We start from the raw sequence: 22186 nt of genomic DNA, 5'->3' as shown, positions 1-22186 counted from the left end.
AGCGCCGGCAAAGGCGATGCGGGCAGCGCTTTCAATGGTGGCAGCGGCGGCGTTCTTGTCGGCGCCGAGGAAGCGGTTGTCCGTGGCGCGGCTCAGGAAGCGCACGCCCATCTGGTCGGAATCGACGTTGTTGAGCTTCTGGCCATACAGCGTATTGACCGCGGTGGCCAGCTCATGGCTCAGGTTGGGGAAGACGGTGTGGGCGTCTTCGCTCTTTGCCGTGAAGACCGTGCCGTTTTCGGAAGTCAGGGTGAGCATGTCGGAGCTGGTCAGCAGGTTATCACCCTTCCAGCCGGTGGAGGTGTCGCTGTTATAGGCATCGCCGTTGAAGGCGGTATTCGTCGTGCCACCCGCATTGCTCGCCCCGCTGATGACCGTATACGTTTGTCCGGCAACAGCATCAGCGATGAGCAGCTTGGCGCCGTTCTCGACGTTAAGGGTCTTGGTTGTGGCACCAGAAAGGTTAATGGCCGCAGTACCGCCATTAAGGGTATTGCCGTTGACCACCAGCAGGGAGCCATCGCCGAAGTGGGCGGTAGCAACTGTTGTGATACCAGGAATGGCGCCAGTATCATCAACGTTGGCGTCCACCACGATCTGGCCATCAGTGCCAAGCCTGAGGGCCTGCCCCAGGACCAGCACGGACTGGTTGGCACCCACGGTGAAGTTGGGGCCAACGCTCATGCCGGCCTTTTCCATGGCCTGACGCATATCCGCTTCCGACATGCCGCCGATGTTGACCGTGGAGCCGGTGCTTACCAGCAGCTTCGTGCCGAACGTGGAGCCGGCCACGCTGTCGATCTTCACATAGGCCGGGTCCACAAACATGGTGCCGCCGTTGGCCTGGAATTCGCCGATCTGCATGGTGCTGTTGAGCACGTTGACCTTGGAGTTGTCGTGCATGGTCAGAGCGTTGATGGCGTACTCGGAGGTCGTACCGGCCACACCGCCGTTGGCGTTGAGCGTACCGGTGACATCGGCTTCCGTCAGGGTCAGGCCCTGATCCTGCGTGTTGCCGGTAAGGCCCATGTTCAGGGTGCTATTTCTATCGACCACGGCCTTGGTGGCCAGCGCCTTGTCGTCCTTGTCGATGACGCCCGTGTCAGCCTTGCTGTCCCCCACCAGAGTGAGGGTGGAGTTATTGCCACCCGAGGAGGTCACCTGCAGGGTAACTTCCTTCGAGCCCTCGGGAAGACCGTCGACCTTCAGGCCCTTGGCCGTGATGCTATTACCGTCGGTCACAATGGTTGAGACCGCAAGCGGACTGGCGGCATTGTTGTTACCGACAACGGAGACGTAGCTTTCAGGCGTATGAGGTACTTTTGCACCATCGTTGGCAACATTGGTACTGTCATTATTGACAACCTTCGCACCGGTATCGAGCGTAGCCGTGCCACCAGAAAGAGTAGCGCCGGTGACAAGTATCTCGCCATCACCCACCAGCAGCGTGGCATTGAGGAGGGTGAGCTCCGCGTTTTCGCTAGACGGATTCAACAGGGCGTTCTTGACGGACGTGTACTCACCCAGCGTATAGTCACCGTCGAACCAGCGAAGATTCAGATTACCCTTGGTGCCGACGATGCTGTCATTGTTGATGCCATTTTCCCCGTTGGCTTGATAGGTGTCCTTTCCGGTCTTGCTGACGAGCAAGTCGGCATTCGCCACAAAGGTACCGCCGCTGATAGTCAGCTTGCTGTCCCCAGCAATGGTCAACTTGCTGCCGCTGACCATGTCCAGCGTACCGCCCGTCAGGGTCAAGCCCTCCTGAAGTTTAAGCGTTCCGTTGGCAATGCTGATGTTACCGGCGCTGTTATTATCGTCCTCGGTCATCGAGAAGGTGTACCCGCCCAGATCCATGGCGACTGTGCGGTTGGGACCGATATCGAAGGCTTTTTTGTTCCACTCCTCTGTTTCTACGGAGTAGTTCTGCTGCAGTTTGATATTGACGTTCGCCCCTTCTCCAAGATAATGGAGCGCTGTGGGATCTGAGAAGGTACCTCCGGTGATGAAATCCGTACAGGTTTTGCTGTAAATTTTTCCGTTGAACTCACCGCCAGTAACGCTCATTGTGATAGTGCCCTGCACATTCTGCATATCTTTTTCGAACAGCGCATAATAGCCTTTGAACGTGCCGCCGGAGATGTTGACGTTAATATCCTGGTCGGTTACGTGCTGGCTGATGGCCAGAGCGGCGCCCTTGGTTGTTGTTCCATTCCCATTGGGTCTTACTGAAAAGCTATCCGCAGTTGAAACTATCGTCCCGCCAGAGACCTTTATTGTACCACTGCGAAGTTCGATCCCGGTATCCACGCCGGAAATCGTTCCGCCAGTCACAGTAAGAGTTCCTTTTTGTGGGTGATAGATACCGGATGTTCCACCAGAGATATTCCCGCCATTGACAGTAATTTCCGTATTATGGCGATTCCCGTTCCCGGATATGCCATAGTTTGCTCCCTGTATATTACCGCCATTGACCGTTAAAGAGGCCTTTAGGTCATTAGCAATGCCGCCCGTCTCTGTTATTTTTATCCCACACATGAGCTTTTCAGTAGTGATACCGCCACCACCAATACTGTCATTGATCGTTAAGTCAGAGCCGTATTTGACGATGACAAGAGCATCCTGCCCAGAGGTGTTATTCCCCAAGGATCCGGTTACGTCCGTTGAAATGTTTTTGCCATTTAAATCGATAACCTGAGAACCGAGCTTCGTGAAGTAGGCAGGATCTGTGCTCTTAAGATCTTTGCTCTCCTCAAGTTTTTCCGGCAGGCTCCCTTCAGTGGCTCCCTCAGCCCCGGCCACACCGGCGCCGCCCATGATCAGCATACCGGCCACGGCCAGGCTGCCGAAAGTGTTCATCAGGTGGCACTTTTTGAGCACCGCCTTGTACCGGTTGATCAGATTCCCGATGGCTCCCTTGGTAAGTTGCATACAACTATCCTCCATCCTTGGTTTTATTATTCGCATGTCCGCATGGGACGGTGGCGATAAAGTAGACTTTTTCGCCATACCGTCAGGACAGGGTTAGAACAGGAACGCGCATGCCGCTGAGTAAATTCCGTGGAATGGAATAAAAAACCGATAGTAAGAATATCGTCTTTGATTTTAAGGTATTGCTCTACGGAACAAAAATGAAACTATTATAGCTTGCTTTATAACCTGAGTGGAACTATTATCACTGAAAACGTGGCGAAAAAGTCTACTTTTTCGCCATACCGTTTTGGATTACTCAACATCTTGTTTTCTTTTAAAAAAAGCCCGGCACATATTTTATGTGCCGGGCTTTTCCCGTATGCCGGGAGAACGGATTGTTTGAGACTAGTTGAGCGAGCCGTAGCTGCCGATGACGGCGTCCAGAGCGCCTTTGTCCAGGGTATCGTAAGAGGTCCAGGGAACAAGACGGTCGGCCATGAAACTGACCTGTTCCATGATCATGGCCTGGCCTGACTGGATGGCCGTGTTGCGGTTGAGCAGCGTGCAGACTTCCAGATACTGGGCCCCGGCAACGACGGAACCGTCAGCGAGGGTGGCGGGCGCGTTGTACACGATGCCCATGCCGAACGGCACGCGGAAGATGTCTTCTTCCAGGTTGTCGTTCCAGATGCCGTCGTCGGAGATGGCCGAGCCGTTGTACTTGCTGTTGCGGTCCGTGATGCCGGGGCCGAAGTCGGCGTTGGCATAGAGGGCGTTGAGCATGTTGCGGCCCAGGAAGAGCAGGCGGCCGATGGAGCCCTGGACAGGGGCGTTGGTGGCCGCGAAGATGTGCCGGCGTGAGCCGATGGCCTTCATGGGCTGCACGTTGCGGGTCTCGGAGATGTTGATGCTGTTCAGGAAACCCACAGGGTAGAAGGAGTTCTCGCTGCTGGCGTGGGACAGACGCGGCGGGCCCACGACCACCAGACAGTCGTCAGGCAGGATGAGGGTGAGCTGCGAGGTGTCGTGCTGATGCTCGACGAACGCTTCTTTATATTGATCGACCCAGGAGGATTCGTCCCTGACCGGCGCTGTGGATTCGATCTTGTCGATGGGAGAGAATGACATGGTGATTCACCTACCTAGTTGCTCGCCACACGCATGTGGACCGCCGTAAGGTGCAGACCGATGGTGTTCAGCGGATACGGGAACGCCACTTCCGCGACCATCTCCACGCGGTCGCGAACGTCTTCCATCTGGGCGACGGACGTGATGGTGTAGTCCAGGACACGGCTGCCGATCTTGGGGCTGGTATCCAGACGCAGCGTCTCAAGAGCGCCGCGCAGCGCCGTGCGCAATGTCGCCAGCGTGGACTGGGTGATGTTGTACCGCCCGATGAAGGCATTCATGGTGTCCCGGCAGATATACGATACGTAGTCGAAGTTCTTGACGAAGGAGAGTTCCTGCATCTCAAGCGTCGAGCGGTCGGTCGTGAGCTGGTGCCGGATGTGGGGCGGGGCCGAAGACGACGCCTGCACGAAGATGAATGTGCCGCCATCCGCCATGACATCGAGCTGGTCGTTGTTGAAGTGGCTGTTGCTGTTCTTCAGGCCGTCGATACCGGCGATGGACAGGCGGGTGAAGCCGTAGTGCGACGGCAGGCCGCCGATACCACCGGCGACGGCGCAGGCGAGGTAGTACCCTGGCAGCTCGCGTTCGCCGACGATGCAGATGTCAGGCCAGATGTTGATGAACCGGCTGGAGCCGTACGCACGCGAGGTGGCGGCGATCTCTTTCGCCTGATCCAGCTTGTCGAGCCGGTGCAGGACACGGAACCTGTATTCCCCGGCCTCGGTGAAGAATTCCCCGTCAAAGGGCGCGGACTGGGTGACGGTGAGCAGGTCTTCCGCCACGACGGAAGAGACCGTGTATTCGTGTTCGGCGCCATCACCGTCCGTCATGACCAGGGTGTCGCCCGCATCCACGGAACCGGAAAGGAAGGCGGCTTCCGGTGACAGCAGGCGCACCAGGTCGCCATCACCATCCTTGCCGACCTTGCCGGTGCCGGAGGCGATCTCCTTCTCCGTCACCAGCCGCGTGCAGCCAAGGGCGATACGCCACATGCCGCGTTCCGGCTGCGACATCTGTTCGGCGTGGAGCTTGAACATGGAAAGCACCGCCGGGTCGAACGTCAGCGGCACGAGGGCGTAGACGGGATCGTGCGTCTCCAGACGATCCTTGGCCGCCGTGTAGCCGGCAAGGTCTTCCGAGTCGACGCCGACGCATTTGATGCCGACAGCCGCATTGGCCATGGCGATGCTGACGCCGAAGGCCAGGGGGTTCTCCGGCACGATCTTGCCGAGCTTGCCACTGATCTCATCGACGGAGTACAGCGTGAGGATGTCCGAAAGATCCTGGCGAAGGGCCCTGTAGCCGACGTACAGCTCGGCTGAACTGATCCGGCAAGCCTTGGGGGCGTCTTCCAGGCCTTCGACAGGGGTCGTGACGCCGACCATGCTGAAGCGTTCTGAGGTGACGTCCAGCAGGATGCCGTCACTGCCGGCGGGCAGGATGACGTCCTCGACGATGCGCAGGATCTCGACGGCAAGCGTCTTGCCTTCCGGCAGGGTACGGTTCAGGAACAGCGCTTTGGCGATGTCGTCGACCGTGGTGACACGGTATTCCGTCCCGATCTCCTTCGGAGTATCGGGCGCGGTCGTGTCCGTGAGCCGGACGATGTCGCCGACAAGGATGCCCTTCGGGTAGCCTTCATCGAACAGGAGGCAGTTTCCCGTGCTGCGCGCGCCTGCCGCAAGATCGGCATACAGGCGCACACGGGCATTTTTCAGACGAAAAGAGACTGACTTCTCGTCGATGAGCGCGCCGGGAGCGTTGTTGGGGAAGAAGCCGTTTTCGATACCGGCTTCGGTGTAGTGGCCGTAGAGGGAGTTGCCTTCATCTTCCACGGCATCGACGATGTGGTAGCAGGGGCCGATGATACAGGGAGGGAGCGACGCGGAGGGCGTCGTCGTGGAAGTATCAGCGTACTCCTGGAAGACCATCACCATGGGTCTTGTATAAGCCATAGCCAGTCACCTGTATATTTCTGGAGTTGTTTTTTGCGTAAAACGCCTTGCAGAAATATTGGTGACGGGTGGGGGTGGGGTTCAGGAAGGTTCAGGGGCAGGAGTGTGTATACTTTGTATTGATAAAAATATAATTTTGCTATCTTCTTGAGCAAGAAGAAGTCAGAAAGGAGGAGTTGGATATGAGCCAGGCTACCGAAGTCATCAACGTACGCATTCCCGCTGCGCAGAAGGCACTCATTGACAGCGCCGCCAGGCTGCTTGGCAAGTCGCGCACGGCCTTTATCCTGGATCTGGCCGTACGGCATGCCGAAGACGTTCTGGCGGAAAAGATGCATTTCCAGCTTTCCCAGGAGCAGTGGGATGCCTTCACGCAAGCGCTGGACGCACCCGTACAGCCTGATCCAGCTCTCGTTCGCTTGCTGAATACGCCTGCACCTTGGGAGAAATAGCGTGAAAATATCCGCGCCTTGCCATCTGGAAGAGCAGCACAATCTGGAGCCATTCAGTTGCGGCGAGGACGGAACGGATTATTCTTCACACAAGCGTCAAAAGAGCAGGTCTGGAGACGGAAGTTTCCATGCCTGCTCTTTTTAAACCTAATGAGCCTCGCCGTTAACACAAGAGCCACCAGCGTGCAGCGCCAAGCTGGTCTGTAACTGGAAAGGACTTCAAACGGCTCTCAGTGCCTCCATCACCTGCCCGATCATATCTTTGACCTTCTGCCGGCAGACTCCTCCCACGGAGGCGGCTTTGATAAGGTCCGCGTCCGTGATGTCCCGACCTTTTCCGTTCACCATGGAGCAGTGCTCACCGTTGATGCCGGGGCAGGGGGTGAGGTCGTAGGCAGGTGAGAGGTGCCAGCCCTGTTCGGCATCGAGGCAGAACGAGAAGTTTTTGGAATGGTCGTCCCGATTGCCTGCCTTCACGTTGAAGATCATGAGCCGTACCATACGCTCCACATCGCGTTTGGTCTGCGTGAGGTTGGCCGTCAGACGGATGAGATTTTCGTAGTCGAGACTGGGGATGCGGTGCGAGGCATGCAGGAGGCCGCAGGCCGTGTGCGTATGTATCTTCAGTCCGTCGCGACGGTCGAAGCGTCGGATACCGAAATATCCCTCGCCGTTCCTCGAAGGAAAGAGCCTTGTTTCCGGCATGTCCAGTCCGGCCAGACGCGCCGCCAGTGAGTGCTGGTACTCCACAAGGCCTGCGTCTGGCCGGTCTTCCAGAGCACGGAATTTGATGATCCACGGCTGGAGTGTGCCATCTTCGTCCGGTATCGAGAGCATGATCTTGGGCCGTGCGCCCGCGAGCGATCCGTTCAGCCGCAGCAGGTCATCGAGATACTCTCCACGGTACTCGCGTTCCTTGAGAATATACCGCGATTCCTCGGCCAGAGTGTCCAGGTCGAACGAAGTATTCTCCTTGTCTGGTGAGGCGTCCGGTTCGTACTCGAGCGCCCCCAGGGCGTTGCTCCCCACAAGCGTCAGACGTTCCAGCGGGCTGACCTGTGCAAGCGAGCGTCCTTTTTTTGCCAGTAAGCGATCAAGCAGGAGCAGGCCCCAGCCGTCGGGAAGGCTGTCGTTGAAGACTCCGAAAAGGCCGTCGAAGGTCCGCTTGTCGTCGAAGAACGCTCCAGGACGGAGTGGCAGCATATAGGGGGAGAGCGGAATGCCACGCTCTAAAAAATCCGGATGGTACTCGAAAAGTATCCCTTGCTCTGTCTGCGCAAGAATGCCGACAGGAAGACGCGAACCAAGATGGTTGAGGAAGACACGGACTCTCACAGGATCTTCCTGGCGTTGGCCTTTTTTCTGCTTCTCTGGCGGGGGCGCGGTGGTTCTTCAAAGAGAGAAACAGTCCGCAGCGGGCGGAAGAGAGCGGAGAATTCCTTCAACTCGCCGAGGATGAATGCCAGTTCAAGAAAGGCACGAAGAGACACCTCACCCGTCGTTTCAAAACGCCGCAGGCTTCCGAGACTTACGCCGGAACGCTCTGCAAGTTCTGCCTGTGTGATATTCAGTTCCAGTCGGCGGGCTCTGGCTCTGGCGGCAAGTTCGCGCTGGACATCGTAGGGCGTCTGGAGTGCCGGATGGATATGCATTTCATACCTCAAATAATAATATTTGAGTAATAAAATACATTTTAACGGTATAAACGTCAATATTTTATTGATAATTAAAGCGCTTCCCCCGGCGTTTTTTCAAAAAATGGAAGCAGCAGGAGACGCTTTGATTCGTCGCTTGGCTTTTTTATTCCCGTTCGGGAATATTTTGTGTTTTTTCTTGTGAATTTTCCCGAACGGGAATATTTTTGCGTGAGGAGAGCATACTATGGAAAAGCACGCCGCCTGCACATCAGCGCAAGCACTTGGTGCGGCGCTTCGCAAGGAGCGCAAAAAGCACAAACTCACACAGGCTGATGTCGCCTTCGCGGCAGGTGTCGGCATTCGCTTCCTCAGTGATTTGGAATCCGGCAAGCCGACCGTGCAGCTTGAAAAGGTCCTGCAAGTGGTGGCAGTCCTTGGCGGTGCCCTTCTATTGAGGTGGAATAGTGATAGATCTTGATGTGTTTCTTCACGGAACCCTGGCTGGGCGTATCCACAGTGACAACAACGACAGATTCACTTTTCGATATGCACAGGAATACCTTCTGCAAGGTGGTATCGCGCTGTCCTGCTCTCTGCCTCTGCGCACAGAGGAATTTTCCTATCAGGATGCGCGCCCGTTCTTCGCCGGAGTTCTTCCTGAAGAAAGTTCTCGTGATATCGTAGCGGACAGGCTGAACATCTCCCGCAACAATGATATCAAGCTGGCCAATGCGATTGGAGGTGATTGTGCCGGTGCTGTCTCCATTCTGCCTGCCGGAATGGTACCTCTTGTGGAAGGCCAACAAGTCGTTTGGCTATCACCGGATGAATTTTCCAAGGTGCTTCACAACCTCTCCACGCTCTCTTTGCTTGCGCCAGGCGATCAGGTTCGCCTTTCGCTGGCCGGTGCCATGTGCAAGCTTACACTCTGCCACGACGGTGAGTATTTTGGCGTACCTGATGAAAATACACCAAGCACACATATCATCAAGCCCGGCCGTACAGACCTTGAAGATCTTGTGTATAACGAATGTTTCTGTGCCAGGCTTGCTGGGAAGCTCAAGCTCGCGGTAGCCAAAACTTCTGTTTTGAAGCATGAAGCAGGGACATTTCTTCTCGTTGAACGATATGATCGTCTTGACGGTCACCGTGTCCATCAAGAGGATTTTTGTCAGGCTCTTGGCTATGTACCAAATGACAAATATCAATCAAATGGCGGTCCAGGATACAAAGAGTGCTATTCACTCTTGCGTGAGCACACCACAAATCCTGCGGAAGCCGTTAATGCATTTACACGAGCTGTTATATTCAATCTTTTAATCGGTAATAATGATGCCCATGCCAAAAATTTTTCTTTATTGCATCACATAGATGGGACAACAGTACTTGCACCGCTATACGACCTTGTTTCAACAGAAATATATCAGCAATTTCGTAATGGTGATATGGCTATGAAATTCGGAGGAACATATGATTTTAAGTGGGTGAACAGACAGCATATTGAGAAAATGGCACGTGATATCGGTGTCAATCATTCTGGTCTGAGGCACATAATTTTGGATATGGCCTCAAAAGCTGGACAACTTGCCAAAGAATGCGCTCAGGAGTTGGGCTATTCTATCGGATTTGTCATTGCGGATGTGGTTCAAAAAAGAGCTGAGAGCCTCATCACGCGTTTAGTCCAATCCTAGGATCTTCGTCGCAATACCACGCAGCACTTCGTTCTTCGTTTCCTGCGTCCACTTGTACTGGATGGAATAGCTGAAATTCATCTGGGCGTGGAAGATCGTGTCGTCATCTTCCATCTTGGTCACTTCAGACAGGCTGATGGAATCGACCATGTGGATGCCCAGCAGCTTCGGCATATGGGTACGGCACATGAGCATCAGGCTGAAGATGTGCTGGGCTATGATCTCGACCTCGGCCTTCGTCTTGCTGACCACCTGGATATTGATGGAGCTCGTGACGAGGTTCGAGCCGGTTTTGAGATGTGTCGGCAGATTGACGTGGGCCAGGTCGCCGACGACGGTGGGCCCTGCCCCTTGCATGCCGCGCGAGACGACGACAAGAGGCTTTTTGCCGTAGACTTCCGAGTCTTTGTTCAGGGCGACGTCGAAGGCGACGCCCGATTGGTCGAAGTCGTCCCGGACGTAGCGGTAGGGATAATCTTCAGGCAGCTCCTCGAAGGTGATCTTGAGGATCTGGAGGAAAAGCTCCACCACATGGAGCGGTGTGTCATACGGGATGATGGGATTGCCGATGGGCCTGATCGTCATACGTCACCTTCCGTCCACCGGTCTGACCGGCTCTTGACCCGGCTTGCGCCACTTGGTGAGCTTGTATTCCTCGCTGCCGTAGGTCACCGCGGCAGCCGACGCTATCTGGGCTATGACGTCGCCGCGCATGGCCACGATATGCGGTTCCACATCGTATATCTTGAAGACTTCCTGGGGCTCCTCGAAAATGATGAGGGCCTGGTCTTCCAGGATGGGAGCGCCCAGGATGATTATCTGTTCCTTGGTGCCGTTGGGGTTTTCCGTATTGCCCAAGGGCGTCGCGATACGGTAGCCCGGCCCGAAGTCGACCAGCGTCCAGAAATCCCCAAGATATTCCCAGTTCTTAAGGAATCCTGTCCCGTGGCAGACAGGGCAGTTCGTGAGCAGCCGTTCACCGGTCACCAGGTTCGTACATTTCGTGCAGCGTTCGCCGCCCGCGACCTTGTAGATGGAAGCATGCTGCCCGTTGTACATGCGGGCTGTCTTGATGAGGTCCTTGAGGATCTTTTTCGAGTAGCCCTTGAGGTAGTTGTAATTCGTGTGGTGGCCGTAATTGAACGGTACGGCTTCACGCTCAGGGCCGAACGTGACGCTGCCGGAAGCATCGTGCTTCGTGTCCGCGCCAAAATCGAGGCTCGCCTGCACGCCGTCACGGAAAATGGGAGAGACGTCCGCGGGCTTTTGCGACTCGCTCTTCTGTGGTTCGTTCTTCTGCGACGCGTGCTTTTCCAGCTTGGTTTTGCCGGTTAGAACAGGTGCGCTTTGCGTATCGTCAGCCATTGATCACACCGGCGCCTAGTTACGGAAGCGGTATTCGTTGATGGCCATGTAGGGGGAGAAGCTGCCGCCCCAGGCTTTTTCCTGGTTGATGTACATCTTGAACTCGCGCAGCTTCTGGTCGAAGAGGCCTTTGTAATACTGCGCGAGCTGGTTGTACTGCGGGAACTTGTCGTCGATGCCCGCGTTGAGCCCCTGGGCGTTGTAGGTGACCTGGTTGCGGAGCTGGCGTTCCGCCTCACCATTGGCAAGATGGTGCAGGACGCCGTAGAGCATGACGGTGTCCGAAGGGAAATCCTCAAGTGTGTAGCCCGTCACCGGGGCCACGATGTTGAAGTCGCCCACGGTGAGCTTCATGGCCAGTTCGACAAGCTTTTTGACGGACTGGTACTCGCCCTCAAGGAGCACGTTGTATTCCGGCGTGTCTTTGGCGTAGGTGCGGATGTCTTCAACAGACAGCATGAGGATTCCCCGTCGGGCTACTTGTTCTCGGACTTTGCGGCTTCGGGCTTGGGTGCTTCAGGCTTTGCGGTCTCGGCCTTGGGTGCCTGGGCCTTGTCAGTGCCCTTGGCGGCCTGCGCCGGCTTGGGAGCGCCGCTTTCCTTGGGCGCGGTCTCCTTAAGGATGCCTTTCTTCAGAAGCTTTTCCACGGCCAGCGTTTCTTCGGACGTCTTCGGCACATCGGGGAACTTGGCACCGGGAAGGATGCGGAAGCGTCCGATCACGACGGGGGCACTGGAGATATTGACGATCATCGGTATTCCCTTTGCTTTTTTGCGTTGGGAAACGCCGGCGGGTGGAGAGTGCCCGCCGGCGTTTCTGTGGAGGGGCGGCTACTCGAGGGTGATTTTGACCACGCCCCTGGTGTTGCCGATACCAAGGCCGGGGGCTTCGTAAGTGTGGAAGTGGATCAGGTCCGCTTCGGTCTTCATGAACAGGGTGGCATCCTGCAGGAAGAAGAACTTGATGAAGAACTCCGGCTGCGTGAAGAAGAACAGCTCGTTTTCCTTCACCAGGTTGTCCTTGATGGTGGTGACCACCGGCAGGCCCAGGAAGGTGTCTTCACCTTCGACACCGCGGTTGAAGCGGGCTTCCTGGGGAGCGAAGCCGATGTCCTCGGTCTTCAGCTTCAAGCTGTCGATGTAGGTGTTCTTGTGCATCAGCACCTTGCCCAGGGGCAGGCGCAGGCGGGTCATGGCCTTCATGCCTTCGGCGAAGGCGTCCTTGAAGGTGTTGGCGGCCGTCGAGGTGGTGACGGTGACCTTCTGGCCGGCGGCGTTGTCCTCGACGATCTCGTTGAGGGTATCGATGAACTTGCTGTCCTCTTCCTCCTGGATCATCTTGACCTGGTTTTCCTTCAGCCAGTCGGTGATGGGCATGCGGATGGTCATCAGCTCGAACTTGGACTTGGTGATGCGCTCGGCCTCGATCTTGCCGAAGGGGATGCGGAAGCGCTTGCCGTTGAAGTAACGGCGTTCGCCCGTACCCTTGAACGGCACGAAGGTGGCCTGGGAGGCATCAGGTTCGATTTCACAGATGATGGAGGGCTGGTCGTCCGTGCTGACACCGTCGGGTTCCACGATGGGATCCAGCTCGTCGGAGGTCACGGTGCGTGATTCGAACAGGCGGCGCAGGATGCCGTCTTCGTACAGCTTCTGGCGGATATACAGCGAGGAGTTCTCCATGGCCTCCTTGATCTGGCCATTGAAGACCTTGTCGCAGAACGAGCTGTTGATCAGCTCGGTGCTCACTTTGGTGGTCTCGATATTCATGGTGTTGCTCCTTTGGCCTTAGCGGGCCTCGTGCCACATGACACGCATCAGGCCGGAGGTGGCGTCGTATTGCAGGACACGGCCCAGCACTTTTTCACCGGCGGAGGCCTTGGCGAACTTGCCGTCCTTGGCGGTAAGCGCATCGTTGGCAGCGTAGGTGTCGGCGGCGTAGTGGGCGTTGTCCACCTCGATGACGATCTGGTGCATCAGACCGGTGTAGGTGCCGCGCACTTTTTCATGGCCGATGACGAAGGCGCACATGGGGTCGGTGGCCTGGGCGGCGGCGGTGAAGCTGGCGGGCTTGATCTTGCCGTCGGTGACGGTGACGATCATGCCGTCGGAGATAACGGCGCCGGTGTCCGCCTTCAGGACTTCGTCGATGGCGGCGTTGGAAGGCCAGCCTTTGCGAACGTTATACATGTCGATATCCTTGTCTGTTTTGTTGTGTATCGGTTTCCTGGGCGCATCAGCTCAGCAGGAAATTCGTCAGAGCGTCGCCGTCGGTGATCGCCGAACCGCCGAGGCTCCCGTAGTCGCCCTGGTAGCCCGCGGTCTTCTCGTTGGCTTCCTGTTCCTCGATGGCCATGGCGACTTTTTCAAAAGCGTCGGCAAGACCCATCAGGGCGTCGGCTGTGGTATTTGTCTGCGTACTCATTTGCTCACCTGTAAGATTGCCTTTCAGGATTCCATAGATGGAACCATCCAGGGAACGCTTGATGCATCTGGTGACGGTCCGCGTCCCTAGCGACGATCACCGAAAAAGATGAGGAAATCCCTGACTTTTTCGGGATCGAGTTCGATCTGTTCCGCCGTTTTTTCCACAGAAGCCGGCAGTGAGACCGCTACGGAGCGCATTTCTTTGGCCAGATCCCGGAGAGCCTCTGACATGGATGCCGTGGTATGCTCATCGGTTGTCATGGTGCAGCAGGCTCCGCAGGTTGGCGATGTTGATGACCGGTTTCGGGACGCGCTCGGTCACGGGAGCGGCCGTGATGTCCCCGGCAAGTTTCCGCAGGGGAGTCGCGGCGTCACGCAACAGGCTTGCCACCTTCTTCCTGAGATCCGGGGACAGAGGCATCAGCGTACTCCGTTGGCCATATAGGCCATCACGTTGTCATAAGCCTGGCCGGCAATCTTGGGCAGATCGACATTTCCTGCCTCATCGATATAGCTGTCGGCGATGGGGGCTTCGGCAGGCAGTCCAAGGGCGGTGGCCGCATCGATGACACCGGCGTCGGGCATGTAATCGCCTTCACCATCGTAAGTGCCTTCACCATCGTAAGTGCCTTCACCATCGTAAGTGCCTTCACCAGCGTGGTCACCTTCGTCGTAGTCGCCCTCGGCGGCCAGAGCGTCCGCGGCTTCAGCGATGGATTTGATGGCCTTGGCATTGGTACTCGCGGCACTTGCCGCTTCAGTAAGGGCATCGACCACGGTGTTTTGCCCGGGAGCTTCAGGCTCATCCGGGGCATCTTCCGTCAAGGCTTCGCCAGCTTCCGCATTGCTGGCCTCAGGACCCGTTACAACGTCGCCTCCAGCTTCGGGCGCATCACCTGAAGCGGCCATGACGGCGTTCAGCACCTCGGGTGGGAGGCTTTCCGGGGACCCGGCCAGGATGGACTGAAGTTCTTCGGGGGACTCCAGACCGGCGAATTTGGCCAGAGTCGTGAAGTAGGCTTCGTCGTAGATAGCGGCGGTCTTGTTCATCAGCTCCGCCTCATTAACAGCGGACAGAGCATCCACCGTCGTTGCATAAGCATTTTGTTCGGCCTGCTGGAGAGCGGCGACCTTGTTCATCTGCTCCATGCAGGAAGCCGCGAAGAGCTCGCCGAAGATTTGGGCTTCCTTCTTCAGCGCGGCGTTATGTTCGTTAACGAATTCGTCCGTCACGGCCTTGAGGGCCTCTTTGGCGTCGACGACCTGGCCGGCGGCATCTCCTGCCTGGGTTTCGGCTTCCTTGGTTTGGTTTTCGGCTTCCCTGGTCTGTTCGGCAGCAGCCACTTTTTCTGCCGTGGGCGCGGTGGAAGCTGGTTCGGTTACCGGCGCGGCCTGGGGTACGGCATCACCGGAAGTCGGGACGGGCTCGCCAGCCGTTTTTTGCTGGGCCTTTTCGAACTTCCTGAGAAGATCAGCGAGTTTGGGTGTATTTCGGGCAGCCACAGGGCTTTTCCTCCGGTATATTTTCGTGAATGGCAGCCTGGCCAGCCAGGCAAGCTGCCTAAATATTGGGCGCAGTCTGAAAAGCCTTTCAGGATCGGTAGCGGAAAGAAGCCGGTCACGAAAAAAGAAGCAGTTTGTGGTATAAGGACATGTCAGTGTCCGCGCAGGCTGCCGGCTCACGAACGGGCGGTAAAGGAGGCTTGCCCAAAGGAAAGCAATGACTAAATGAGACGTGATGTCCCTGAAACCTCAAACATCACGGAGAGTGGAACATGAGCTGGTACAACCCCAATACCTGGTCGCCCGATGGGAAAGCGGTGTTCGTCAATATCCTGATCGGTGTCGTTATCACCGGCCTCGAGCTGCTGCGTCAGTGGCAGGAAGAGCGGGGGGATTTTGACGGAGATGACGGAGATCTGTGGCGGTAGGGGCAGACACTGAAAAAGGGCGGCATACCTGGTGGGTATGCCGCCCTGCTTTTTGGGGGAAATTTTTTAGCTCCGATCCGGGAGCATGACACAAAGCTCCTGTGATTGACAGCTATATGTCATCTTTTGCAGTTAACTTGACATAAGGAGTGTCATGAATAATAAATATTAATGTCAGAAATTGTGAGAACTACGATGTAGTGCGCATGGCTTCTTGTTCAGGCAAGAAGCCAGCCTAGTACATTCGTTTTTTGTATACCTTCGTAATCCATCTCGCCGAACAGTGAATCGAGTGTGAGCAGATATTTCGGATAATTGTCCCTTATCTTCTGCAATGGCGCGAGTTCACGACGAAGCACATTCTCATCAAGAGTCGTTTCAGATACCTGATAGTATTCAAGTTTGCCGTCCTTCATCGCCACGAAATCAACTTCACCATCAGGTCCAAGCTGCCCGACATACGCTTCGAACCCTCGCCGTCTGAGTTCGAGATACACGATGTTTTCAAGAATATGCCCGATGTCGGAGTCTCTTCCTTTCGCCAGCGTATTGCGCATTCCGACATCAGCCACATAATATTTGTTCATCGTGGAAAGGAATTCTTTGCCTTTGATATTGTAACGTCGTGCTTCATAAAACATCAGGCTGTCAGTAAGTCCACGCAAATAATGGTAAACAGTCTTCGTATCTATTTTGCGCATGTTTGACGTCATGGTGTTGGCTATCTTGGATGGAGAAGTACGGTTTCCTATATTATGCATCATGAATTTTGTTATCGATTCAAGCATGTTCACATCTGCGATTCGATATCGCTTCACGATGTCGTTGAGAAGAATACCTTCATATATGGCTTGCATGTATTTTCGGGCGTCCATCACGGCTGATTGATAACGAAGTGTATAGGGAAATGATCCAATCGTCAGATATAATTCAAACTTTTCTTGTATTGAAAGGCCACTATGCTCGCCATCAAGGCCTTCGCAAAATTCCTTGAAGGAAAGCGGCAACATGGAAATCTCTATATAACGGCCTGTAAGCAATGTCGCCAGTTCGCCGGACATGAAATACACATTCGACCCTGTGAGGTACAGGTCACAATTTTTCTTGATGAAAAGACTGTCTACAGCCTTCTGATACTGGGAGACGTGCTGTATTTCATCAAGGAAGATGTAGTTCATTTTATCCGGGAGGAGGCGGTCGATAATGTACTTGTACAGCGCTCTGTATTCGTGCAGATCTTCGTATTCGATATCTTCGAAATTGATGCTGATGATTTGCTCCGGTGCGACACCATTTTTCAGCAGGTGCTGCTGGAAAATCTCAAAGAGGGTGGACTTGCCGCAGCGCCTGATGCCTGACACGACCTTGATGATCTGCTGATCTTTCCACCGAATGAGCCAGTCCAGATATTCGGGGCGCTTGATGTGTTCCATATTCGGCCTCCTTGCAGGTGAAATTTTAGGTCACTCCCCTGCAAAAAACAATAAAATTGGAATGCATCCCAATTTTCTTCAAAAATATGAGAAAAATTGGAATGCATTCCGTATTGTCCTCAGTCCTGAGGCAGGCAGGCCGACAGGCCCGAGAAGTCGGCATCGACGATGTATGACTCGGGCTGTGGTGTCTTCAGGAACATGGCCATGTACCACGGAAGATAGGTCACCTTTCCGTCAGTGGAGACATTGTCCATACAGAACACGACCGCTTCTTCAAACTTCCATTCGCTGACGCTGAGGATGTTATCCAGGGCAGTATGCCGTCGGTAATCCTTGCCCGACTTGATCTCCACAGGAAGGCATTTCCGGCCGGGCTGAAGGACGAAGTCCAGCTCTCCATATTTCTGTTTGTTGAAGTACCACAGCTTGAAGCCGTTGGCGGCGAAGATCTGGGCAAAGGCATTTTCAAGAATGCTTCCCATGTTGATGCTCAGGTCTCCATTCAGGATGCTGAACTGGATACCGTCCATCCCTGCGGCGCAAAGCAATCCGGTATCGGTCATGAAGAGCTTGAACAATGTCCGCTGTTCGTTGAGTCGCAAGGGAATGGACGGCGCGGAGACGTTGTAGCAGGGGAGGGCCACGCCCGCATCGCGCAGCCAGACAAAGCTGTCTTCGTACCGGGCATAGCGTGCTGCTTTGTTGATGGATGCCAACATGAAACGCCGGTTTTTGTCGTCCAGCTGTGAAGGTATGCTGTCGAAGATGTCCTGGACCTTTGTTTTGTCTCGCCCGGCGTACTTTGCGATATCGAGCCGGTACAGACTGAGGATGTCACGCTGCTGCGAGACGACTTTTTGTATGTCGTGGCTGGATACGAATTCCTGGACGACCGCCGGCATGCCTCCGGTCAGGACATAGAGCCTGAACAGGCGGCACATGGCCTCGTGCACACCGGAGGAGACCGGCTTTCTCTCCTCGAAGGAGCTGCGGACATGGTCGAGCACGTCTTCAGGTATGCCGTTGGCCAGGGCGAATTCCTCCAGGTCCATCGGAAACATCCTGTGGATCTCTTCGAAACCGACCGGATAGGAATATGTCTCGCCGCTGTTCACTCCAAGGAGCGAGCCGGACTCGATGTAATCGAAGCGTCCGTCCTCAACAAGGAACTTGATGGCCGTCCTGGCGTCAGGACATTCCTGGATCTCGTCGAAGAAGATCAACGTCTTTCCCGGGATCAGTGATGTCCCCAGCAGCGCCGTGATGCCCATGATGACGCTTTCAACGTCACGGCCCGCCTTGAAGATCTCTTTCGCCTTCGGCAGCTCGATGAAATTCAGCTCGACAAAGCATTCGTACTGTTCCTTGCCGAAGCGGCGAATCAGGGATGTTTTGCCGATCTGGCGCGCGCCGGTGACGAGCATCGCTTTTTTGTTCTTGTTATCCTTCCATTTCAATAGGTTATTGTAAAAATTACGCGCGAGCACAGGCGCCTCCGGGGTGTTTTGTAACGTTTTTCGTATTTTATGACCCGGATTTTGTAACGTTTTTCGCGTCAGTACAAGCCGTTTTTGCGACGTTTTTCATCAAAAATTTCTTATGAAAAAGACCGCCGGATTTTTCCGGCGGTCTTTGCTGTTATGAAATCAGGACCACTCTGGCGGTCTTACGCCTACGCCTGCCGCGCTACAGGCGGCACGATGCGCCGCCCGAACCTTGGCATCCGGAGCAGTTGCGAACCAAGCAGTCCGCTACCGACCGTGGTCAGTACCGGATGCTCCTTCACGAAGCGCCCGGCCTTGAGCGCCATGCCGCCCATGCCGGGCTGTTCGGCTTTTACATCGGCCATGTCGCCGTAGCGCCACTTGTTGTACATGTAGTCCAGCGCCAGCGCCGGAGGCAGGGCGAGGCCGGCCACCGTACCAAATCGGGGCATGCTGGCCGCCGTCTTCTTGAATTTCCAGCTCTCGACCATGGTCGTCATGGGGATCTCTTCGCAGGACTCCGTGGTCACCTTCTCGTCGTCCCTGTTTTCTCGCAGGGAGAAAGCACCGACGGAGGCGACGCCAAGCAGGGAAGCGGCCATGACTTTGCCGAGCAGCGTGGGCTCGCCCAGGGCGGCGGTGACGGCGCCGAGGGCGAGCGCGGAACCGGCGACTGTCGGCAGATCCACCATACGGGAGGCAGCCTCTTGCGTTGCCGTGTTGCGGACAAAGTACGGTGCCGTGACGGCCACATTGCCGTGTTTATCCCTGACAGTCATAGGGGCGAAGTTTTCCGCGCGCGGGTCGAAATCCTTGCGGATGCGCTCGGCCAGCGTGCGGCCATAGTGGATCTGCTCTTCCAGGGGCCGGCCGAAAGCTTCGCCGATCTTTTCCAGGGCCCCTTCCGGTGCCATGCGTGAGAGCATCCGGATACGCATTTCGGCCACAGGGCGCATGACCTTGATGACCAGGGTGCGCCTGATGGGTGAACCGGCATCCTCAGGGCATGGGGCGAAGACTTTGTGCAGGAGCGTGTCCACCAGCGCCGGACGTTCGCACAGTTCGGAGAGGGCGTCCGGCAGCAGGGAGAACATGCGCCCCATTTCTTCATGTGACGGGCAGTGGCCCATAACACGACTGCCGGCAAGCCAGGCGGCGTCGCCAAGGCTGATCGGAGCCCCAAGATGGTGCAGGGCCGTAAGGAACGTGGCCGGGCCCACACCCATGGACGACAGGCGCTCATACGGCATTTCGGGATATTCCATGTTATGGAACCCGTTTCGGGCAATATGGACCACGGCCCGGATGGAGGCGTCGGGTTTGCTATCGTTACCGGTGGTCCCTTCGGCATCTGAAGCCCTTTCGGTACCAGGCACGTCACCTGGCTTGTCCGGCTTGGTATCGGCTACCACGCCCTCGACTTTTTTGATGATGTCCGAGACCTTTTTGAGTGCCGCGAGCTTCTGGGAAATATCCTCGGCACGCTCGCCCAGTTCGGCTGAAGAGGTGAAGGAGTCACCCGGCTCGCACGAGCCGCGCAGCGAGGCCCGTTTGTCCAGTGTGTGGGCCGTGGGGTCGGCCGGTTTGGCCACGATGGAGATATCGAAGAATTTGGGGTCCGGGTTGAGCGCGTAGACCTGGCGCCCGTCAGGAAGGATCTTCTTCATGTTGAACCGGAGGTGGTCGCAGTAGTCACGCCTGGTGGGAGCTTTGTTGCCGCAGATGGAGCAGACGTCGTATTTCACCGTGCAGCCCATGGAAACGTAGAGCGGCTCGCCGTTCGAGATCTTGCGGACCGTGCCGGTCGCATCAGGCTTGCTCTTGTCGATGCGCAGGATGAGCTCCACGCGATGCATCTCGTCATTGTACCAGGAGAACACCGGCTTGCCGATGCCTTTGGCCGGGTCCTTGTTCACATGCTGCAGGAAGACGTTGGCGTTGTCGACGAAGAGCTGGTGGGTATTCTTCAGGTCCTCTTCCGTGAAAGCGTCCCCGTTGTTGTTGCAGCCGTAGTATTCTTTAGCCGACACGCCGATGACCCAGAGCCAGGAATAGCGGTCATCCTGGGGGATGGTATCCCAAAACTCCTGGATTTCGGTGGACGCCGTTTTGGACGCCGTTTTGACGAGGGACGGGACAAGGCGCGGGTCGATGAGGCTGACGCGGGATTCGCCTGTTTCGGGGACTTCGTGTCCGAGGTCGATGATCTTGTACATGTATGTTGGCTCCAGTTTGCACCCGGATGGCTACGGATCGCCTGGTTCCGGCAGGAGGTTGCAGTGATACTGGGAAAGATTGGGGAGTTGGTGGAGCGTGGTTTATAATGCGCAGAGCCTCCATGAACGGGGAGAGGTCTCAAACCACAAAGGAATTTAGTGCTGCTCGATAGACAGCTTTACGGAGTGTAATACAGCGTATTACACTGTATCAAAATACGGAGGATGCCATGTCTTCAGTCGTCTCTATCAGGACGGACTCTGATCTGCTCAGCCAGTTCACCACCCTCGCAGAGGCTACTGGCCGTACCCGCAGCTTCCTGATCAATCAGGCTATGCGTGAATTTGTTGAACGGGAATCCTGGCAGGTTGCCGCTATCCAGAAGGCCGTACAGGAAGCCGATGCCGGCGATTTTGCCACGTCTGATGAGGTAGCCGCCATGGATGCAAAGTGGAACTATCATGCGGATTAGATGGCTCCGGGCCGCCCTGCGTGACCTCGATTCCGAAATGAACTACGTTGCCGAACGGGACCGCGAGGCCGCTGTTCACATGTACGCTCTTATTCGCGAGAAGACTTCGCTCCTTGCCCGGCTTCCCGAACTTGGCCGCCACGGTCGCGTTTTCGGCACCAGAGAGCTGGTGCTGGAACAGCATCCTTATATCATTCCATACCGTGTGAAAAACGGCGTGGTGGAAATACTCCGCATATTTCATACCAGCCGCAGGCAGCCTGCCAGTTGGTAGACCGGATATATAAAGGTCGCCACCACGCCGGACAACGAAAAGTAGTTTGGAGCGGTATCGAGTCCTTCCTCGCCTACTCACCACCAACCAGATCATAGGCCTTGTTCGTCAACCACGGAACAAGACCGTGTGAAAAGCCAGCCTGACCAAGGTATGTACCAAACGCCGGGACATAAATTCGAGCAGCCTGCAGGGCGGCGGCCCTTCCTTTGAGCTTGTTTATCGCACGCAAAGCTCTGATTGATGCCTGGGCTTCCTCAGCCAGGTTTGCTGCTGTAGCCACCTGTGTAGCTGTGTCCACAGCACCAAGCACTTTTCGTGTTGTTTCATTATCTGACGCACGCTGTCCCAATGTCGTCCCTATATTAATAAGGGGAGAAAGGTTATTAACACCTGTCGTCAAAAATGCGTGTCCTAATCGAATGCCCCTATGTTTCCTCGGAGCAAGTGGGCTCGTAGCATGACCCATTTCATGAGCAAAAGCATATCCTGATTTATCAGCATACACTGTATGATCATCTGGACTGTAGCGAGGGCCACGAGAAGAAAAAGGGGACTCGGAAGGGTCAGATACCCTAATTTTTCTATTTCCACCCATCATCCTAGTGAGCTGGTCAGCCTCATGGGTTGTCAATTTACCGCTGTCTTCCCGCAGCAGAGGTGCGACCTTCCTCGATGAAGCCTCTAAGGTTGCCATCCCTCCAAGCCCAGCGGCCAAATGGCCAAGACCAACAGTGTCCTTTGTCTTATCTTCTTGTTGCTGGAGATAAGCCCCAATTTTTGTGATCATAAAACTCCTTAT

General features: G+C 55.7%; 25 protein-coding genes. 6 read left to right on the top strand and 19 right to left on the bottom strand.

Annotation, left to right across the window (positions count from 1 at the left end; translation table 11 throughout):
- The 3 genes from ACQRCJ_RS07220 to ACQRCJ_RS07210 form a co-directional block, all read right to left on the bottom strand.
- Nucleotides 1–2931 (bottom strand): beta strand repeat-containing protein (locus ACQRCJ_RS07220; protein WP_427799564.1); only part of this gene is annotated, 2931 nt, incomplete at its 3' end.
- Nucleotides 2932–3318: 387 nt separating this feature from the next.
- Entirely contained in the window at nucleotides 3319–4041 is a 723-nt protein-coding gene (locus tag ACQRCJ_RS07215; protein ID WP_168936520.1) for a hypothetical protein, read from the bottom strand.
- Nucleotides 4042–4055: 14 nt separating this feature from the next.
- Nucleotides 4056–5999: a hypothetical protein gene (locus tag ACQRCJ_RS07210; RefSeq protein WP_427799563.1), complete on the bottom strand. Its 1944-nt coding sequence runs from the start codon at nucleotides 5997–5999 to the stop codon at nucleotides 4056–4058.
- Between the two features lie 182 nt (nucleotides 6000–6181).
- Between ACQRCJ_RS07210 and ACQRCJ_RS07205 the strand changes: the two genes are divergently transcribed.
- Complete coding sequence (locus tag ACQRCJ_RS07205; protein ID WP_427799562.1) at nucleotides 6182–6451, top strand: DUF1778 domain-containing protein; 270 nt, start codon at nucleotides 6182–6184, stop codon at nucleotides 6449–6451.
- Nucleotides 6452–6670: 219 nt separating this feature from the next.
- Here the strand turns inward: ACQRCJ_RS07205 and ACQRCJ_RS07200 are convergent, their stop codons facing one another.
- Together ACQRCJ_RS07200 and ACQRCJ_RS07195 are read right to left on the bottom strand one after the other, a co-directional pair.
- Entirely contained in the window at nucleotides 6671–7786 is a 1116-nt protein-coding gene (locus ACQRCJ_RS07200; protein ID WP_427799561.1) for a type II toxin-antitoxin system HipA family toxin, read from the bottom strand.
- Complete coding sequence (locus ACQRCJ_RS07195; protein ID WP_427799560.1) at nucleotides 7783–8103, bottom strand: helix-turn-helix domain-containing protein; 321 nt, start codon at nucleotides 8101–8103, stop codon at nucleotides 7783–7785. Before ACQRCJ_RS07195 ends, ACQRCJ_RS07200 begins: the two co-directional genes overlap by 4 nt.
- A gap of 229 nt (nucleotides 8104–8332) precedes the next feature.
- Between ACQRCJ_RS07195 and ACQRCJ_RS07190 the strand changes: the two genes are divergently transcribed.
- Nucleotides 8333–8566: a type II toxin-antitoxin system Y4mF family antitoxin gene (locus ACQRCJ_RS07190; RefSeq protein ID WP_427799559.1), complete on the top strand. Its 234-nt coding sequence runs from the start codon at nucleotides 8333–8335 to the stop codon at nucleotides 8564–8566.
- Complete coding sequence (locus tag ACQRCJ_RS07185; RefSeq protein WP_427799558.1) at nucleotides 8553–9779, top strand: type II toxin-antitoxin system HipA family toxin; 1227 nt, start codon at nucleotides 8553–8555, stop codon at nucleotides 9777–9779. Before ACQRCJ_RS07190 ends, ACQRCJ_RS07185 begins: the two co-directional genes overlap by 14 nt.
- Here ACQRCJ_RS07185 and ACQRCJ_RS07180 read toward each other — a convergent pair.
- The 10 genes from ACQRCJ_RS07180 to ACQRCJ_RS07135 all read right to left on the bottom strand — a co-directional run bounded on the left by ACQRCJ_RS07180 (nucleotide 9765) and on the right by ACQRCJ_RS07135 (nucleotide 15073).
- Nucleotides 9765–10364, bottom strand: a complete 600-nt coding sequence (locus ACQRCJ_RS07180; protein WP_427799557.1) for a hypothetical protein — start codon at nucleotides 10362–10364, stop codon at nucleotides 9765–9767. The genes ACQRCJ_RS07185 and ACQRCJ_RS07180 overlap by 15 nt on opposite strands.
- A gap of 3 nt (nucleotides 10365–10367) precedes the next feature.
- Nucleotides 10368–11144 (bottom strand): hypothetical protein, encoded by a 777-nt coding sequence (locus ACQRCJ_RS07175; RefSeq protein ID WP_427799556.1) that lies wholly within the window; start codon nucleotides 11142–11144, stop codon nucleotides 10368–10370.
- A 15-nt stretch (nucleotides 11145–11159) separates the two neighbouring features.
- Entirely contained in the window at nucleotides 11160–11603 is a 444-nt protein-coding gene (locus tag ACQRCJ_RS07170; RefSeq protein WP_168936245.1) for a hypothetical protein, read from the bottom strand.
- Nucleotides 11604–11620: 17 nt separating this feature from the next.
- Nucleotides 11621–11896, bottom strand: a complete 276-nt coding sequence (locus ACQRCJ_RS07165; protein ID WP_427799555.1) for a hypothetical protein — start codon at nucleotides 11894–11896, stop codon at nucleotides 11621–11623.
- Nucleotides 11897–11974: 78 nt separating this feature from the next.
- Nucleotides 11975–12913, bottom strand: coding sequence for a hypothetical protein (locus ACQRCJ_RS07160; RefSeq protein ID WP_427799554.1), 939 nt, complete (start codon nucleotides 12911–12913; stop codon nucleotides 11975–11977).
- An 18-nt stretch (nucleotides 12914–12931) separates the two neighbouring features.
- Entirely contained in the window at nucleotides 12932–13333 is a 402-nt protein-coding gene (locus tag ACQRCJ_RS07155; protein WP_168936248.1) for a hypothetical protein, read from the bottom strand.
- 46 nt (nucleotides 13334–13379) lie between these two features.
- Nucleotides 13380–13568 (bottom strand): hypothetical protein, encoded by a 189-nt coding sequence (locus ACQRCJ_RS07150; protein ID WP_168936249.1) that lies wholly within the window; start codon nucleotides 13566–13568, stop codon nucleotides 13380–13382.
- An 86-nt stretch (nucleotides 13569–13654) separates the two neighbouring features.
- Nucleotides 13655–13831 carry a hypothetical protein gene (locus ACQRCJ_RS07145; protein ID WP_168936250.1) on the bottom strand — a complete coding sequence of 59 codons (177 nt, stop codon included), beginning with the start codon at nucleotides 13829–13831 and terminating at the stop codon, nucleotides 13655–13657.
- On the bottom strand, nucleotides 13818–13991 hold the full coding sequence (locus ACQRCJ_RS07140) for a hypothetical protein (RefSeq protein ID WP_168936251.1): 174 nt from the start codon (nucleotides 13989–13991) through the stop codon (nucleotides 13818–13820). Before ACQRCJ_RS07140 ends, ACQRCJ_RS07145 begins: the two co-directional genes overlap by 14 nt.
- On the bottom strand, nucleotides 13991–15073 hold the full coding sequence (locus ACQRCJ_RS07135; protein ID WP_427799553.1) for a hypothetical protein: 1083 nt from the start codon (nucleotides 15071–15073) through the stop codon (nucleotides 13991–13993). The genes ACQRCJ_RS07140 and ACQRCJ_RS07135 overlap by 1 nt, the downstream gene beginning before the upstream one ends.
- A gap of 272 nt (nucleotides 15074–15345) precedes the next feature.
- Between ACQRCJ_RS07135 and ACQRCJ_RS07130 the strand changes: the two genes are divergently transcribed.
- Complete coding sequence (locus tag ACQRCJ_RS07130; RefSeq protein ID WP_168936253.1) at nucleotides 15346–15501, top strand: hypothetical protein; 156 nt, start codon at nucleotides 15346–15348, stop codon at nucleotides 15499–15501.
- 218 nt (nucleotides 15502–15719) lie between these two features.
- On the opposite strand, the gene ACQRCJ_RS07125 is transcribed toward ACQRCJ_RS07130, so the two are convergent.
- From ACQRCJ_RS07125 to ACQRCJ_RS07115, 3 genes are all read right to left on the bottom strand, one after another.
- Nucleotides 15720–16934 (bottom strand): ATP-binding protein, encoded by a 1215-nt coding sequence (locus tag ACQRCJ_RS07125; protein ID WP_427799552.1) that lies wholly within the window; start codon nucleotides 16932–16934, stop codon nucleotides 15720–15722.
- A 119-nt stretch (nucleotides 16935–17053) separates the two neighbouring features.
- Nucleotides 17054–18424, bottom strand: a complete 1371-nt coding sequence (locus tag ACQRCJ_RS07120; protein ID WP_427799551.1) for an ATP-binding protein — start codon at nucleotides 18422–18424, stop codon at nucleotides 17054–17056.
- A gap of 185 nt (nucleotides 18425–18609) precedes the next feature.
- Complete coding sequence (locus ACQRCJ_RS07115; RefSeq protein ID WP_427799550.1) at nucleotides 18610–20637, bottom strand: hypothetical protein; 2028 nt, start codon at nucleotides 20635–20637, stop codon at nucleotides 18610–18612.
- Between the two features lie 230 nt (nucleotides 20638–20867).
- Between ACQRCJ_RS07115 and ACQRCJ_RS07110 the strand changes: the two genes are divergently transcribed.
- Complete coding sequence (locus ACQRCJ_RS07110; protein ID WP_427799549.1) at nucleotides 20868–21110, top strand: CopG family ribbon-helix-helix protein; 243 nt, start codon at nucleotides 20868–20870, stop codon at nucleotides 21108–21110.
- Nucleotides 21100–21384, top strand: coding sequence for a type II toxin-antitoxin system RelE/ParE family toxin (locus ACQRCJ_RS07105; RefSeq protein WP_427799548.1), 285 nt, complete (start codon nucleotides 21100–21102; stop codon nucleotides 21382–21384). Before ACQRCJ_RS07110 ends, ACQRCJ_RS07105 begins: the two co-directional genes overlap by 11 nt.
- Nucleotides 21385–21457: 73 nt before the next feature.
- On the opposite strand, the gene ACQRCJ_RS07100 is transcribed toward ACQRCJ_RS07105, so the two are convergent.
- The gene (locus ACQRCJ_RS07100; protein WP_427799547.1) at nucleotides 21458–22174 is read right to left on the bottom strand and encodes a hypothetical protein; all 717 of its coding nucleotides are present in this window, start codon (nucleotides 22172–22174) and stop codon (nucleotides 21458–21460) included.
- Nucleotides 22175–22186: the final 12 nt, after the last annotated feature.

It is taken from the genome of Desulfovibrio sp. SGI.102 (assembly GCF_050314315.1).
In the GTDB taxonomy this organism is placed as follows: domain Bacteria; phylum Desulfobacterota; class Desulfovibrionia; order Desulfovibrionales; family Desulfovibrionaceae; genus Desulfovibrio.
Note: the sequence above shows the minus strand (reverse complement) of the source record. Positions and strands in the feature narration are given on the sequence as shown.

What these genes read in the sequence shown, in the direction of transcription:
- ACQRCJ_RS07160 (WP_427799554.1), bottom strand. Translation starts at nt 12,913, where the DNA reads ATGAATATCGAGACCACCAAAGTGAGCACCGAGCTGATCAACAGCTCG.
- ACQRCJ_RS07165 (WP_427799555.1), bottom strand. Translation starts at nt 11,896, where the DNA reads ATGATCGTCAATATCTCCAGTGCCCCCGTCGTGATCGGACGCTTCCGC.
- ACQRCJ_RS07150 (WP_168936249.1), bottom strand. Translation starts at nt 13,568, where the DNA reads ATGAGTACGCAGACAAATACCACAGCCGACGCCCTGATGGGTCTTGCC.
- ACQRCJ_RS07210 (WP_427799563.1), bottom strand. Translation starts at nt 5,999, where the DNA reads ATGGCTTATACAAGACCCATGGTGATGGTCTTCCAGGAGTACGCTGAT.
- ACQRCJ_RS07155 (WP_168936248.1), bottom strand. Translation starts at nt 13,333, where the DNA reads ATGTATAACGTTCGCAAAGGCTGGCCTTCCAACGCCGCCATCGACGAA.
- ACQRCJ_RS07180 (WP_427799557.1), bottom strand. Translation starts at nt 10,364, where the DNA reads ATGACGATCAGGCCCATCGGCAATCCCATCATCCCGTATGACACACCG.
- ACQRCJ_RS07140 (WP_168936251.1), bottom strand. Translation starts at nt 13,991, where the DNA reads ATGCCTCTGTCCCCGGATCTCAGGAAGAAGGTGGCAAGCCTGTTGCGT.
- ACQRCJ_RS07215 (WP_168936520.1), bottom strand. Translation starts at nt 4,041, where the DNA reads ATGTCATTCTCTCCCATCGACAAGATCGAATCCACAGCGCCGGTCAGG.
- ACQRCJ_RS07130 (WP_168936253.1), top strand. Translation starts at nt 15,346, where the DNA reads ATGAGCTGGTACAACCCCAATACCTGGTCGCCCGATGGGAAAGCGGTG.
- ACQRCJ_RS07175 (WP_427799556.1), bottom strand. Translation starts at nt 11,144, where the DNA reads ATGGCTGACGATACGCAAAGCGCACCTGTTCTAACCGGCAAAACCAAG.
- ACQRCJ_RS07195 (WP_427799560.1), bottom strand. Translation starts at nt 8,103, where the DNA reads ATGCATATCCATCCGGCACTCCAGACGCCCTACGATGTCCAGCGCGAA.
- ACQRCJ_RS07110 (WP_427799549.1), top strand. Translation starts at nt 20,868, where the DNA reads ATGTCTTCAGTCGTCTCTATCAGGACGGACTCTGATCTGCTCAGCCAG.
- ACQRCJ_RS07105 (WP_427799548.1), top strand. Translation starts at nt 21,100, where the DNA reads ATGCGGATTAGATGGCTCCGGGCCGCCCTGCGTGACCTCGATTCCGAA.
- ACQRCJ_RS07205 (WP_427799562.1), top strand. Translation starts at nt 6,182, where the DNA reads ATGAGCCAGGCTACCGAAGTCATCAACGTACGCATTCCCGCTGCGCAG.
- ACQRCJ_RS07115 (WP_427799550.1), bottom strand. Translation starts at nt 20,637, where the DNA reads ATGTACAAGATCATCGACCTCGGACACGAAGTCCCCGAAACAGGCGAA.
- ACQRCJ_RS07190 (WP_427799559.1), top strand. Translation starts at nt 8,333, where the DNA reads ATGGAAAAGCACGCCGCCTGCACATCAGCGCAAGCACTTGGTGCGGCG.
- ACQRCJ_RS07125 (WP_427799552.1), bottom strand. Translation starts at nt 16,934, where the DNA reads ATGGAACACATCAAGCGCCCCGAATATCTGGACTGGCTCATTCGGTGG.
- ACQRCJ_RS07145 (WP_168936250.1), bottom strand. Translation starts at nt 13,831, where the DNA reads ATGACAACCGATGAGCATACCACGGCATCCATGTCAGAGGCTCTCCGG.
- ACQRCJ_RS07170 (WP_168936245.1), bottom strand. Translation starts at nt 11,603, where the DNA reads ATGCTGTCTGTTGAAGACATCCGCACCTACGCCAAAGACACGCCGGAA.
- ACQRCJ_RS07100 (WP_427799547.1), bottom strand. Translation starts at nt 22,174, where the DNA reads ATGATCACAAAAATTGGGGCTTATCTCCAGCAACAAGAAGATAAGACA.